The sequence below is a fragment of the Citrobacter sp. genome, assembly GCF_050252275.1.
Lineage (GTDB): Bacteria > Pseudomonadota > Gammaproteobacteria > Enterobacterales > Enterobacteriaceae > Citrobacter_A > Citrobacter_A amalonaticus.
In genome coordinates, this window is sequence record NZ_JBFWLF010000010.1 from 1 (window position 1) to 14,727 (window position 14,727).

The following is a 14,727-nucleotide window of genomic DNA, read 5'->3' on the forward strand; positions in this document are numbered from 1 at the left end:
GCAGCATGTTCCAGCGTTCACAGTCCTGACCATCACGTGCCAGTTCGGTGAAGGAGGTGACGCTGTACACGTCAGAACCCACGCCGTAGTCTTTCGCCAGGATCTCTGCCGCTTCACGAACGTGACGCAGGATAGAACCGGAGCCCAGCAGCTGAACTTTACCTTTGCTACCTTCCAGGGTTTCGAGTTTGTAGATACCTTTACGGATACCTTCCTCAGCACCTTCCGGCATGGCTGGCATGTGGTAGTTTTCGTTCAGCGTGGTGATGTAGTAGTAAACGTTCTCTTGTTTCTCACCGTACATACGCTCCAGACCATCGTGCATGATGACTGCAACTTCGTAGGCATAAGACGGATCGTAAGAGATACAGTTCGGGATAGTCAGAGACTGAATATGGCTGTGACCATCTTCGTGCTGAAGACCTTCACCGTTCAGCGTTGTACGACCAGACGTCCCGCCAATCAGGAAGCCACGCGCCTGCTGGTCACCCGCTGCCCAGCACAGGTCGCCAATACGCTGGAAACCGAACATGGAGTAGTAGATGTAGAACGGGATCATCGGCAGATCGTTGGTGCTATAGGAAGTTGCCGCGGCCAGCCAGGAAGACCCTGCGCCCAGCTCGTTGATCCCTTCCTGCAGAATCTGACCTTTCTCGTCTTCTTTGTAGTACGCAACCTGCTCACGGTCCTGCGGGGTGTACTGCTGGCCGTTCGGGCTGTAAATACCAATCTGACGGAACAGACCTTCCATACCGAAAGTACGCGCTTCGTCGGCGATGATCGGAACCAGACGATCTTTGATCGATTTGTTCTTCAGCATCACGTTCAGGGCACGAACGAAAGCGATGGTCGTAGAGATTTCTTTGTTCTGCTCTTCCAGCAGCGCGCCGAAGTCTTCCAGGGTCGGCAGTTCCAGCTTCTCAGTGAAGTTCGGCTGACGGCTCGGCAGGTAGCCGTGCAGCGCCTGGCGGCGTTCGTGCAGGTATTTGTGCTCTTCAGAACCTTCCGGGAAGGTAATGTAAGACAGTTTTTCAACCTGCTCGTCAGTAACCGGAACATTGAAACGGTCGCGAATGTAGCGCACGCCATCCATGTTCATTTTCTTCACCTGGTGAGCGATGTTTTTACCTTCGGCGGTGTCACCCATGCCATAACCTTTGATGGTATGGGCCAGGATGACGGTGGCTTTGCCTTTGGTTTCCTGCGCTTTTTTCAGTGCAGCGTAGACTTTCTTCGGATCGTGACCACCACGGTTCAGCGCCCAGATCTGCTCATCAGTCCAGTCGGCAACCAGTGCTGCGGTTTCCGGATATTTACCGAAGAAATGCTCACGAACGTATGCGCCATCTTTGGATTTGAAGGTCTGGTAGTCGCCGTCAACGGTTTCGTTCATCAGTTGGATCAGTTTACCGCTGGTGTCTTTACGCAGCAGCTCATCCCAACGACCGCCCCACATCACTTTGATTACGTTCCAGCCAGCACCTTCGAAGATACCTTCCAGTTCGTTAACGATTTTGCCGTTACCGGTGACCGGGCCGTCCAGACGCTGCAGGTTACAGTTGATGACGAAGACCAGGTTATCCAGTTTTTCACGGGTCGCAATGGTGATAGCACCCTTGGATTCCGGCTCGTCCATCTCACCGTCGCCGAGGAAAGCGTAAACGGTCTGTTTAGAGGTGTCTTTCAGGCCACGGTGTTCCAGATATTTCAGGAACTTAGCCTGATAGATCGCACCGATTGGGCCCAGACCCATAGAAACGGTCGGGAACTGCCAGAATTCTGGCATCAGTTTCGGGTGCGGGTAGGAAGACAGGCCATTGCCATGAACTTCCTGACGGAAATTGTCCATCTGCTCTTCAGTCAGACGGCCTTCCAGGAATGCACGTGCGTAAATGCCCGGGGAGATGTGGCCCTGGAAGTACACCAGGTCGCCGCCATCCTGCTCATTGCGGGCACGGAAGAAGTGGTTGAAGCACACATCGTACACGGTCGCAGAAGACTGGAAGGATGCCATGTGGCCGCCCAGCTCGAGGTCTTTTTTAGACGCACGCAGCACGGTCATGATGGCGTTCCAACGGATAGCAGAACGAATACGACGCTCCAGCTCCAGATTGCCCGGGTATTCCGGCTCATCTTCAACGGCAATAGTGTTGATGTAATTGCTTGCCCCTGTACCTGCCGCTACTTTCACGCCGCCTTTGCGGGCTTCAGAAAGAAGCTGGTCAATCAGATACTGAGCGCGCTCAACACCTTCTTCACGGATGACCGATTCGATCGCCTGTAGCCAGTCGCGAGTTTCGATCGGATCCACGTCATTTGGGAAACGTTCTGACATGGGGGTATTCCTTATCTATCTAATACGTTGAGTTATCTGGAACCTGTCCCATTGCGCTCTTTGTTCTTCATTCTTCAGGTTGTCTCTTTGTTGGCTGCGCTTCCTTGCGCCAGTCACATAGTTCACTATGCTCCTGGCGACTCGCGCGCTTGCCGCCGCGATACAAGCCGAATTATTTTGAACAACTAAAAGTGCAATAAGACAGGTTCTGCGTTTAGTTGCCGCGCTTTTCATTCATTAGCGCTTGATTTACAACATCTTCTGGCTAACGAGCTACCAGAAAAATCACTAATTCTTTCGCTGCTCCAGACGACGTAAGGCGCGTTCACGACGGCTCTCCTCACGGCTGCGGTCGAGCAGAATCTCTTCGATAAACGCCAGATGGCGATGTGATGCTTCACGCGCCTCTTCTGGCTTACCGGCAATAATCGCTTCGAAAATACGGGTGCGGTGACCACTCACCAGCGGAAGCATCTCGCGACGCGAATAGAGCAACTCGAAGTTCTGACGTACGTTCTGGGCCAGCATGGGCTCCATACACCTTAGCAGATGAAGTAACACCACATTGTGCGCAGCTTCGGTGACAGCAATTTGATACTGGAGGACCGCATCGGACTCGGCATCGCGGTCACCCGACTCTTGCGCCAGTTCAATGGCATGATGCAATTCACGAATACGTGTTTTGTCTTCATCCGTACTGCGCAACGCTGCGTAGTATGCAGCAATGCCTTCCAGCGCATGGCGCGTCTCAAGCAGGTCAAACTGGGATTCAGGATGGTCGGAGAGCAGTTCTACCAGTGGATCGCTAAAGCTCTGCCACAGGCTACTCTGAACAAAAGTGCCGCCGCCCTGGCGACGAAGCAGCAATCCCTTCGCTTCGAGACGTTGAATCGCCTCACGCAAAGAGGGACGGGAGACGTCGAACTGTTTCGCCAGTTCGCGTTCCGGTGGGAGTTTTTCGCCCGGGCGTAGTGTGCCCTCAAGAATCAAAAACTCCAGCTGTTGCTCAATCACATCGGATAATTTTGGTTGGCGGATTTTGCTGTAGGCCATGATGTCCTGTCTTAAGCCATTTGCCCGAAGTCAATTGGTCTTACCAATTTCATATCTGTGACGCTAAAGTAACAAAGTATTCACCTTATGTCCATACAGGTTTTGATTGAAATCAGTAAAGCAGGCACATTTTAACAACAACACAGAAATATCGTTTCAAACATGTAACTATGCACAAATGTTAAATTTACCACCCGAGAGGTAGTTTTAACCTTATTGAAACGAAGAAAAATCCTGGTTGAACCGATTCATATGCATTTTTATGCATATTTTAGATATAGATAATCACTTTATATCTAACAAAAGTGTTATCAGGAAGTAAGAGGCGGGAGAGACAACTGCTCTCTTTTTATTCAACTCGTCATCATCCATTCACAAAGCAGGTGCATTCCCTGCCGCATACCATTATTCTGTTCCGGACAAAAGAGTTTCGGCGACATTTTAAAATTCATTGCTGTAAACATAATAATACAACAGACGGAATTGCAAACTTACACGCATCTCTGCGTAGGACAAATAATAATTACTCAAATTGCCCGGTCGCCGTCACGCGGTCGGGTACTGAAGGGTAAACCACTCACGAGGTTTCATGATGGACAGTCAGCAGCACGGCGAGCAGCTAAAGCGCGGCCTTAAGAACCGCCATATCCAGCTTATCGCGCTGGGCGGCGCGATAGGAACAGGCCTGTTCCTGGGAAGCGCCTCCGTAATTCAGTCCGCGGGCCCCGGTATTATTCTGGGTTATGCGATAGCCGGTTTTATTGCCTTCCTTATTATGCGTCAGTTGGGTGAAATGGTGGTTGAGGAGCCGGTCGCCGGTTCATTCAGTCACTTTGCCTACAAGTACTGGGGAAGTTTTGCGGGATTTGCATCGGGCTGGAACTATTGGGTGCTGTATGTGCTGGTTGCAATGGCGGAACTGACCGCCGTCGGCAAGTACATTCAGTTCTGGTGGCCGGAGATCCCCACCTGGGTTTCGGCAGCCGTTTTCTTTATTGCGATCAACGCCATCAACCTGACCAACGTAAAAGTGTTCGGTGAGATGGAGTTCTGGTTTGCGATCATCAAAGTCATCGCCGTGGTCGCGATGATCCTGTTCGGCGGCTGGCTGCTGTTCAGCGGCAATGGCGGCCCGCAGGCAACCGTGCGTAACCTGTGGGAACAGGGCGGCTTCCTGCCTCATGGCATGACCGGGCTGGTAATGATGATGGCGATCATCATGTTCTCTTTCGGCGGGCTCGAGCTGGTCGGTATCACCGCAGCTGAAGCCGATAACCCAGAGCAGAGCATTCCCAAAGCCACCAACCAGGTAATCTATCGTATTCTGATTTTCTATGTGGGTTCACTGGCCGTTCTGCTTTCCCTGCTGCCGTGGACGCGTGTCACCGCTGACACCAGCCCGTTTGTCCTAATCTTCCACGAGCTGGGCGATACCTTCGTGGCGAACGCGCTGAATATCGTGGTTCTGACGGCGGCACTGTCGGTATACAACAGTTGCGTTTACTGTAACAGCCGCATGCTGTTTGGTCTGGCGCAACAGGGTAACGCCCCGAAAATCCTGCTCACTATCGACAAACGCGGCGTGCCGGTGAATACCATCATCGTTTCGGCGCTGGTGACGGCGCTGTGCGTATTGATCAACTACATGGCGCCAGAATCCGCCTTCGGCCTGCTGATGGCGCTGGTGGTCTCCGCACTGGTGATCAACTGGGCGATGATCAGTCTGGCGCACATCAAATTCCGCCGAGCGAAGCAGCAACAGGGAGTGAAAACCCGCTTCCCGGCACTGTTCTACCCGCTGGGTAACTGGGTCTGTCTGGCCTTCATGGCGGCGGTGCTGGTAATTATGCTGATGACGCCGGGTATGGCGATTTCGGTTTACCTGATCCCGGTATGGCTGGTTGTTCTTGGCATCGGTTATCTGTGCAAACAGAAATCCGCGAAGACGGCGAAAGCCCATTAATTCCTTGAACCCTCACCCGTCGTGGGTGAGGGTTGTTACCTGCCTCACACTTTCTCCCCAACAGCCATTTCGTCCATATCAGCGGCGCTATCCTGCAACGCAATTAAAGGCTTACAGACGAATAATTCTTTCCATCACCTTGATGGGGAGACATCTCAATGGATACAGGTAAGCTATCGGTAAGAGAAAAGATTGGTTATGGCATGGGCGATGCCGGATGCAACATCATCTTTGGCGCTATCATGCTGTTTGTTAACTATTTTTATACGGATGTTTTTGGTCTCGCCCCGGCTCTGGTAGGGGTGTTATTACTGTCAGTACGCGTTATCGACGCCGTTACTGACCCCATTATGGGCGCTATTGCTGACCGAACCCAAAGCAAATATGGCCGTTTTCGTCCATGGTTACTGTGGATTGCCTTCCCTTACGCGCTGTTCAGCATTCTGATGTTCACCACCCCGGAGTGGACTTATAGCAGCAAGGTTATCTATGCGTTTGTCACATACTTCCTGCTGTCGATTACCTACACGGCGATCAACATTCCTTATTGCTCATTGGGCGGCGTGATCACCAACGATCCGAAAGAACGCGTGGCCTGCCAGTCTTATCGCTTTGTACTGGTCGGTATCGCGACGTTGCTGCTGTCGCTCACTCTACTGCCAATGGTCGACTGGTTTGGCGGCGATAATAAAGCGAAGGGCTATCAACTGGCGATGACCGTGCTGGCCATTATCGGCATGTGTATGTTCCTGTTCTGCTTTGCCACCGTTCGTGAACGTGTGCGCCCTGCCGTTCCCACGCACGATGACATGAAAAACGACTTCAAAGACGTATGGAAGAACGACCAGTGGGTACGCATACTGCTGCTGACGCTGTGCAACGTCTGCCCGGGCTTTATCCGTATGGCGGCAACCATGTACTACGTCACCTGGGTCATGGGACAAAGCACCCATTTCGCCACGATCTTTATCAGTCTCGGCGTGGTCGGCATGATGATCGGTAGCGTGTTGGCGAAAGTGCTGACCGACCGCTGGTGCAAGCTAAAGGTTTTCTTCTGGACCAACATCGCGCTGGCCCTTTTCTCCTGCGCGTTTTACTTCTTCGATCCCAAAGCCACGATGATGATTGTCGTGCTCTACTTCCTGCTTAACATTTTGCACCAAATCCCGTCGCCGCTGCACTGGTCGCTGATGGCGGACGTTGACGACTACGGCGAATGGAAAACCGGCAAGCGCATTACCGGCATTAGCTTTTCCGGCAACCTGTTCTTCCTGAAACTCGGTCTGGCGATTGCCGGGGCGATGGTTGGCTTCCTGCTCTCGTGGTACGGCTACGATGCCGGGGCGAAAGCGCAAAGCGACTCCGCGATCAACGGCATCATGCTGCTCTTTACCGTGATTCCGGGAGTCGGCTACCTGATTACTGCCGGCGTGGTGCGTCTGTTGAAAGTCGACCGCGAACTGATGAAACAGATTCAGGACGATCTGGAAAAACGCCGCGCTAACTACCGCGAACTCAATGATTATCAGGAACTGAAAGCCACTGAAACCGTAAGGAAAGCCTGATGCAAAACTGGCCTAACCCGTTTATTGAACAACGCGCCGATCCGTTTATCCTGCGCGACGGCAGCGACTATTATTTTATTGCCTCAGTGCCAGAATACGACCGACTGGAAATCCGGCGGGCGGATTCGCTGGAAGGATTACGTACAGCGTCACCCGTTGTCGTCTGGCGCAAACCCGAACACGGCCCGATGAGCGAGCTGATCTGGGCACCGGAAATTCATCACCTCGATGGTAGATGGGTCATCTACTTTGCCGCCGCGCATACTCAGGCGCTCGACAAACTGGGCATGTTTCAGCATCGGATGTACGCGCTGGAGTGTACAGATCCCGATCCGCTCACCGGCAACTGGGTCGAAAAGGGTCAGGTGAAAACGCCGTTTGATACCTTTGCACTCGATGCCACAACATTCCACCATCAGGGAAAACAGTGGTATCTGTGGGCGCAAAAATCACCGGATATCGCCGGTAACTCCAACATTTATCTGGCGGAGTTGGAAAATCCCTGGACGATTAAAGGCCAGCCGGTGATGCTCAGCAAACCGGAGTACGACTGGGAGTGTCGGGGTTTTTGGGTCAATGAAGGTCCGGCAGTATTAACCCACGGTGACAGGCTGTTTATCAGCTACTCCGCCAGCGCCACGGATGAAAATTACTGCATGGGACTGTTATGGATTGATATTCACGCCGATCCGCTGAATCCGGCAAACTGGCATAAATCCCCGCAGCCAGTGTTTACCACCAGCAATGAAAATCGCCAGTATGGACCCGGGCACAACAGCTTTACCCAAACGCCGGAAGGTGATGACGTGCTGGTGTACCACGCGCGTAACTACACCGAAATTGAAGGCGATCCGCTCTACGATCCCAATCGGCATACCCGTCTGAAGCTGATTCACTGGGATGACCACGGAATGCCAGACTTCGGCATCCCGCCCGCAGATACGCTTTGACATCATTGCCCGGTAACAGGCCACTTACCGGGCGTCCTGCCAGGACGTTAAATCAACGTGCCATAAATGGTGAGCACGGCGATCACCACCACTAAGGCAAACGACGTTTTCTTTGCCATGGAAACCGCCGCTTTCGGCGTTTCAACCTTATCGGTATGCGACTCACGCGCCAGCGAGAACTGCGCCAGGCATGTTAACACCTGATATTGCGAAGTACGCAGATCCGCCAGAGAGGCAAACCACGCGGGCAACGCTTTTTCTCCATGACCGATCAGGGCATACACCACGCCCGCCAGACGCACCGGGATCCAGTCCAGAACATGAAGAATGGCATCGATGCCGGACTGTAAGCGCTCATGCGGCGTCTGGTAACGCGCCAGCCAGGACTGCCACGAACGCAGGAAGGCATAGCCCACCAGCAGTACCGGTCCACATGGACCACCGACGATCAGCCAGAACAGCGGTGCGATATAGAAACGGAAGTTAATCCACAGCAGCGCATTTTGCAGTTCACGCAAAAACTCACGCTCATTGCAATCCGGTGGAACGCCATGAATCAACGTCAGTTCGCTGGCCATCGCCGTTCGGGCATGCGCATCATCGCGCGACGCCGCGTTAAGGTAAGCGTGATAGTGCATCCGCACTTTGCCCGCGCCAATGCACAGCAACCCAATCAGGATCCACGCCACAATCGTTGGCACATTAAACAGCAGTCCATCGAGCGCTCGCAGCAACAGGAATGTGACCACCATTGCGATGATCATCATCCCGAGCGTACGCGCCATTGAGAAGCGTTTGACCCGGCGAAAAAAAGTTTCTAAACGGTGATCGAACTGCCAGTGTTCGCCCAGCTTAAACAGGCGCTCGACAAGCAGCACCAGTAATGTCGTAAATAGCGTCATGTCATCTCCTTATCTGACGAGGCGGTGACCAGGGCGCGAAACTTTGCCCAGTCAAAAGCCGGACCGGGATCGGTCTTACGCTCAGGCGCAATATCACAGTGTCCGGTTATGTTTTCGGCAACGGCCGGGTAAATCTTTATTAATGCACGCGTGATGGCAGCCAGTTGTTGGTACTGGACATCGGTGTAGGCCAGCGTATCGGTCCCTTCCAGCTCAATACCAATCGAAAAATCATTGCAGCGTTCACGTCCATGATAATTCGACACGCCGGCATGCCATGCACGCTTATCAAAAGGAACATACTGAACGATTTCGCCATCACGGCGAATCAGACAATGAGCGGAAACGCGAAGATGCGCGATTTCGGCAAAAAAGGGATGGGCATTGGGATCAATTGTTCCAGTGAATAGTGCGTCAATCCACGGACCGCCAAACTCGCCGGGCGGCAGGCTGATATTGTGCACCACCAGTAACGAAGGGACTTCATCATCCGGGCGGCAATCGTGGTGCGGAGAAGGAACGCGTCGCGCTTCCGCCAGCCAGCCCTTGTCTAACAACATGCTGAATCTCCTTTTGAGTGGTGCTTATAGCCGCTTCAGAGTAGCATGTTTCTACCTTATGATTCGTTAGCAATTTGGAGTTTTATCATGCCGCCTCGCCGCTATAACCCTGACTACCGACGTGACGCGCTGTTGGAACGTATTAACCTGGATATCCCAAACGTTGTCGCCCAGGCGCTGCGCGAAGATTTAGGCGGTGAAGTGGATGCCAGCAACGATATTACGGCTCAACTTTTACCGGAGAACAGCCGTTCTCATGCCACGGTCATCACCCGTGAAGACGGTGTTTTTTGTGGCAAACGCTGGGTTGAAGAGGTCTTTATTCAACTGGCTGGCGACGATGTCAGCATCACCTGGCACGTCGAAGACGGCGACAGCATCAAGGCGAACCAACCGCTGTTTGAGCTGGACGGTCCCTCGCGCGTGTTACTGACCGGCGAGCGTACCGCGCTGAACTTCGTGCAGACCCTGTCAGGTGTCGCCAGCGAAGTGCGTAAGTACGTTGATATCCTGGAGGGCACAAAGACCCAACTGCTGGATACACGTAAAACCCTGCCTGGGCTGCGTACCGCGCTGAAATATGCCGTACTCTGCGGTGGCGGCGCGAATCATCGCCTGGGGCTTTCGGATGCCTTCCTGATCAAAGAGAACCACATTATTGCGTCTGGTTCCGTGCGGCAGGCGGTGGAGAAAGCCTTCTGGCTGCATCCGGATGTGCCTGTAGAAGTCGAAGTGGAAAACCTCGATGAACTGGACGACGCGCTGAAAGCCGGTGCCGACATCATCATGCTGGACAACTTTGAAACGGAACAGATGCGTGAGGCGGTAAAACGGACCAACGGCCAGGCGCGCCTGGAAGTTTCCGGCAACGTGACCAACGAAACGCTGCGGGAATTTGCCGAAACTGGCGTCGATTTTATCTCCGTGGGTGCGCTAACCAAGCATCTCCGGGCGCTGGACCTGTCCATGCGCTTCGCTAACGCGTAATCATTATACGGCCTGATAACGCGCTGCTTATCGGGCCTGTTTATTCCTTTCAATCGTTAAAATCCTCGTCGAGCCTCGCAATCTCATTGCTTGCGACTGCAAACCGATAATATTCTTCTGAACCCGCCTTCCCGATTCATTTTTTGCTGCTCGCCTGGCGTACCGGCGTTTGCCAAAGTGACGTTCACTCACTCAAGGAGCGAACAATGGATAAACAACGCGGATTTACCCTTATTGAACTGATGGTGGTGATAGGCATTATTGCCATCCTCAGCGCCATCGGCATTCCGGCCTATCAGAACTATCTGCGCAAAGCGGCGCTAACGGATATGCTGCAAACCTTTGTCCCATACCGCACTGCTGTAGAACTCTGCGCCCTGGAGCATGGTGGCACAGACACCTGCGACGCAAGCGTCAACGGGATTCCCTCTCCCACAACAACGCGCTATGTCTCAGGTATGAGCGTCGAAAATGGGGTGGTTTCGCTTACTGGTCAGGAAAGCCTGAACGGGCTTAGCGTCATCATGACCCCTGGGTGGGACAAAGCAGAAGGCATTACGGGCTGGACGCGTAACTGCAACATCCAGAATGACAGCGCGTTAAAACAGGCCTGCGAAGACGTCTTTCGCTTCGATAGCCATTAAGGAAGCGCCATGAACACGACACAACTCAGCGCGCTGTGCCAGCGCTACCAGGGGATATTACTTGATGCCAATAACGATGTGGTACACATTGCCGTCGAAGATGCCCCTTCTCATGAACTGCTGGACGCCCTGCATTTTGCCACGACTCGCCGCATTGAGATTGCCTGCTGGACGCGCCAGCAAATGGAGCAACACCAGCATCACGCCTCACCCGCGCTGCCGTCCGTGGTGCCTGAGAGCAGCGTCAGCGCGGCGGTTTTACTGGATAACACATTACAAAGTGCGCTGGCGAAACGGGCCTCAGATATCCACATAGAGCCTGCAGAGCATCACGTCCGTCTCCGCTTACGCGTGGACGGCGTGCTACATAGCTTACCCAATATCGCCAAAGAGACCGGTATCGCCCTGACAGCACGTTTAAAAGTGTTAAGCCATCTGGATATCGCGGAACACCGCTTGCCGCAGGACGGGCAATTTACCATTGAGTTGAACGGCGCTGCCGTCTCGTTTCGTATCGCCACCCTTCCCTGTCGTTATGGCGAAAAGGTAGTGCTACGGTTGCTGCATCAGGTAAATCAGGCACTGGATGCCTGCACGCTGGGTATGCACGACACGCAACTCTCTGCCTTCCTCCACGCCCTGCAACAACCTCAGGGGCTGATCCTCGTCACTGGCCCCACGGGTAGCGGTAAAACGGTAACGCTTTATAGCGCGCTGCAAACGCGAAACGCACCGGAGGTGAATCTGTGCAGTGTTGAGGATCCGGTGGAGATTCCCCTCGATGGTATCAATCAGACGCAGATCCATCCCCGTGCCGGGCTGACCTTTCAGGGCGTATTGCGGGCACTGCTACGCCAGGATCCGGATGTCATCATGGTAGGTGAGATCCGCGACGGCGAAACCGCAGAAATTGCTATTAAGGCCGCACAGACCGGGCATCTGGTGCTTTCCACGCTGCATACCAACTCAACCTGCGAAGCGCTGGTACGCTTACAGCAGATGGGGGTGGCGCGCTGGATGCTCTCTTCCGCGTTAACCTTAGTGGTCGCGCAACGGCTGGTCAGAAAACTGTGTCCGCACTGTCGACGGCTGAGTGACGATCCCCTTCGCTTACCGCCCGCATGGTACCCAACGCCGCTACCCCGCTGGCAGGCGGTTGGCTGCGAACACTGCTATCACGGCTTCTATGGTCGTGCGGCGTTGTTTGAATTACTTGCGATCACCGCTGAACTGCGTCATCAGATTGCCAACGACGCCTCAGCCGCAACGCTGGAAGCCCATGCAAAACAGGCAGGAATGAGCACACTCTTTGAAAGCGGATGCCGCGCCGTCGATCAAGGGCTGACGACGTTTGAGGAACTGGTGCGCATTCTGGGTATGCCAGATGATCACTAAAAAGCTGTGGTACTGGCAGGGAATGAATCACGATGGCCTGCCCGGAGAGGGAACTCGTTGGGCGGAAAACCGACTCGTGTTGATGCAGGAACTTGAACAGCATCAGATAATACCTTTGCGCGTGAAATCCTTACGCGTAAAGCGTGCGCTCTGGCGCCATGACAAATCCACGGAAGTGATTCACCAGCTCGCGACGCTGCTAAAAGCGGGGCTAACGCTGTCTGAAGGGCTGGAATTGCTTGCCGGACAGCAACCGAGCAAGCAGTGGCAAGCCCTGTTAGGGAGCCTTGCAAACGAACTGGAACACGGTACGCCGCTCTCCAGCGCGCTGGCACAGTGGCCTGACGTGTTTCCACCGCTGTATCAGGCGATGATACGCACCGGAGAGCTAACCGGGAAACTGGATGAATGCTGCTTTGAACTCGCCCGGCAGCAGAAGGCGCAAAAACAGTTAACCGATAAGGTCAAAAAAGCACTGCGCTACCCCATCATTATTTTAACGATGGCGGTCATGGTGGTGGTGGCGATGCTCCACTTTGTCCTGCCTGAATTTGCCGCCATTTACCGGACCTTTAACACGCCGCTACCTGCTCTCACTCAGGGGATCATCGCGTTTGCCGACTGGAGTCAACGCTGGAGTGGGCTGATTGTCCTGATGCTCGTCATGCTAATTGCAACCAACAGCCTGCTGAGCCGAAAGCCCGGCTGGCAAATGCTGCGCCAGAGAGGATTACTCCGCATGCCCGTGATGGGCCAGTTGATAAGGGGTCAGAAGCTCACACAAATTTTTACCATCCTCGCGCTAACGCAGACGGCGGGGATCGCATTTTTACCCGCGCTTGAGAGCGTGAAAGAGACGATTCAGTGCCCTTACTGGGCACTGCGCCTGGCACAGGTACAGCACGATATCAGTACCGGTGTGCCCGTCTGGCAGGCACTCAAAAATGCGGAAGAATTTAGCCCATTATGTCTGCAACTGGTCAGGACCGGAGAAGCCTCTGGCTCGCTGGATATCATGTTGCGCAACCTTGCCCGTCATCATGATGAACATACCCAGGCGATGGCTGACAACCTGGCGGCACTACTGGAACCCGCGCTGCTGGTGATTACAGGGCTTATCATCGGCACACTGGTCGTGGCGATGTATTTACCGATTTTCCATCTGGGCGATGCGATGAGTGGCGTGGGATAACGAAGGAAGTCGACAGCAGAACTGGCGCTCCATGCAGCGCCAGTTCCTGGGGAGGGTTACAGGCTATTGAAAACGCGGTTTTCTTGTTCCTGAACCCGGATAAACGTCGTACGTTTGGTCAGCTCTTTCAAACGAGAGGCACCGACGTAGGTACAGGCTGAACGCAGGCCGCCGAGAATATCACGCGCGGTGTTCTCCACCGGGCCACGCAGCGGCAGCTTGACGGTTTTCCCTTCCGCAGCGCGATACTGCGCAACGCCGCCGACATGACGGGTCATGGCGGATTCAGAGCTCATGCCGTAGAACAGCATGAATTTTTCGCCGTTTTCTTCAACGATTTTACCGCCACTCTCTTCGTGGCCAGCCAGCATACCGCCAAGCATCACGAAATCAGCGCCGCCACCGAATGCTTTCGCCACATCACCAGGCATGGTACAACCGCCATCGCTGACAATCATCCCACCCAGACCGTGCGCCGCATCAGCACACTCGATCACCGCAGACAGTTGCGGATAACCAACACCGGTTTTCACACGCGTAGTGCAGACAGAGCCCGGACCAATACCGACTTTAACGATATCCGCGCCAGACAGAACCAGTTCCTCACACATTTCGCCCGTGACCACATTACCGGCGCAGATGGTTTTGGTCGGCCAGGCTTCACGCGCTTTCGACACGAACTGAACAAAGTGTTCGGAGTAGCCATTGGCAACATCGATGCAGACAAAGTTCAGTGCCGGATCCAGCGCCAGAATCTGTTTGGTCTTCTCGAAATCCGCATCGGACGTACCGGTAGAGACCATGACGTGCTTGAGTACATCGGCTGATGCCGTGCTCACAAAAGCCGTCCAGTCTTCAACGGTGTAATGCTTATGAACGGCGGTCAGCACATCGAAAGAGGCAAGAGCCGTTGCCATCGCAAATGTCCCGACGGTATCCATGTTGGCAGCAATAATAGGTACGCCGGACCAGGTCTGACCTGAATGTTTAAAGGTGAATTGACGTTCCAGCTCAACATCGGAACGACTTTTAAGGGTAGAACGCTTAGGGCGGATAAGAACGTCTTTAAAACCTAACTTCAGATCTTCTTCAATACGCATGTGCGGATTCCTGGGGTTAAGGGCTATTAGTATGAGAGCGCAACTCCAGTGACGCTATCATACGCACTAATCAATGCCGCG

Annotated in this window: 12 protein-coding genes; 7 read left to right on the top strand and 5 right to left on the bottom strand. The window is 53.8% G+C overall.

All coding sequences use genetic code 11. The features are described from left to right. Positions 1–2,335, bottom strand: a 2,335-nt coding sequence (gene aceE, locus AB7E14_RS01725; RefSeq protein WP_428169298.1) for a pyruvate dehydrogenase (acetyl-transferring), homodimeric type, incomplete at its 3' end; no start/stop codon positions are given. Positions 2,336–2,623: 288 nt separating this feature from the next. Next, positions 2,624–3,388: a pyruvate dehydrogenase complex transcriptional repressor PdhR gene (pdhR, locus tag AB7E14_RS01730; RefSeq protein ID WP_042997914.1), complete on the bottom strand. Its 765-nt coding sequence runs from the start codon at positions 3,386–3,388 to the stop codon at positions 2,624–2,626. 589 nt (positions 3,389–3,977) lie between these two features. Between pdhR and aroP the strand changes: the two genes are divergently transcribed. The 3 genes from aroP (at position 3,978) to AB7E14_RS01745 (ending at position 7,866) form a co-directional block, all read left to right on the top strand. After that, positions 3,978–5,351, top strand: a complete 1,374-nt coding sequence (gene aroP / locus AB7E14_RS01735) for an aromatic amino acid transporter AroP (RefSeq protein WP_086512694.1) — start codon at positions 3,978–3,980, stop codon at positions 5,349–5,351. A gap of 158 nt (positions 5,352–5,509) precedes the next feature. Then, on the top strand, positions 5,510–6,916 hold the full coding sequence (locus tag AB7E14_RS01740; RefSeq protein WP_044267419.1) for a glycoside-pentoside-hexuronide (GPH):cation symporter: 1,407 nt from the start codon (positions 5,510–5,512) through the stop codon (positions 6,914–6,916). Then, the gene (locus tag AB7E14_RS01745; protein WP_316962692.1) at positions 6,916–7,866 is read left to right on the top strand and encodes a glycoside hydrolase family 43 protein; all 951 of its coding nucleotides are present in this window, start codon (positions 6,916–6,918) and stop codon (positions 7,864–7,866) included. The genes AB7E14_RS01740 and AB7E14_RS01745 overlap by 1 nt, the downstream gene beginning before the upstream one ends. A 47-nt stretch (positions 7,867–7,913) precedes the next feature. On the opposite strand, the gene ampE is transcribed toward AB7E14_RS01745, so the two are convergent. Both ampE and ampD read right to left on the bottom strand, forming a co-directional pair. Beyond that, entirely contained in the window at positions 7,914–8,768 is an 855-nt protein-coding gene (gene ampE / locus AB7E14_RS01750) for a beta-lactamase regulator AmpE (RefSeq protein WP_316962691.1), read from the bottom strand. Continuing rightward, positions 8,765–9,328, bottom strand: a complete 564-nt coding sequence (gene ampD / locus AB7E14_RS01755) for a 1,6-anhydro-N-acetylmuramyl-L-alanine amidase AmpD (RefSeq protein WP_042997919.1) — start codon at positions 9,326–9,328, stop codon at positions 8,765–8,767. Before ampD ends, ampE begins: the two co-directional genes overlap by 4 nt. Before the next feature lie 87 nt (positions 9,329–9,415). Here ampD and nadC point away from each other — a divergent pair, with 87 nt between their 5' ends. The 4 genes from nadC to hofC all read left to right on the top strand — a co-directional run bounded on the left by nadC (position 9,416) and on the right by hofC (position 13,546). Then, a complete protein-coding gene (gene nadC / locus AB7E14_RS01760) occupies positions 9,416–10,315 on the top strand; it encodes a carboxylating nicotinate-nucleotide diphosphorylase (protein WP_044326651.1) in 900 nt (299 codons plus the stop codon). 206 nt (positions 10,316–10,521) lie between these two features. Then, a complete protein-coding gene (gene ppdD, locus AB7E14_RS01765) occupies positions 10,522–10,959 on the top strand; it encodes a prepilin peptidase-dependent pilin (protein WP_042997921.1) in 438 nt (145 codons plus the stop codon). 9 nt (positions 10,960–10,968) lie between these two features. Beyond that, positions 10,969–12,354, top strand: coding sequence for a type II secretion system protein GspE (gene gspE / locus AB7E14_RS01770; protein ID WP_044267413.1), 1,386 nt, complete (start codon positions 10,969–10,971; stop codon positions 12,352–12,354). Further along, positions 12,344–13,546, top strand: coding sequence for a protein transport protein HofC (gene hofC, locus AB7E14_RS01775; protein WP_058587644.1), 1,203 nt, complete (start codon positions 12,344–12,346; stop codon positions 13,544–13,546). Before gspE ends, hofC begins: the two co-directional genes overlap by 11 nt. A gap of 56 nt (positions 13,547–13,602) precedes the next feature. Here hofC and AB7E14_RS01780 read toward each other — a convergent pair whose 3' ends face one another. Beyond that, positions 13,603–14,646 carry a GMP reductase gene (locus AB7E14_RS01780; RefSeq protein WP_044328828.1) on the bottom strand — a complete coding sequence of 348 codons (1,044 nt, stop codon included), beginning with the start codon at positions 14,644–14,646 and terminating at the stop codon, positions 13,603–13,605. Positions 14,647–14,727 lie beyond the last annotated feature (81 nt).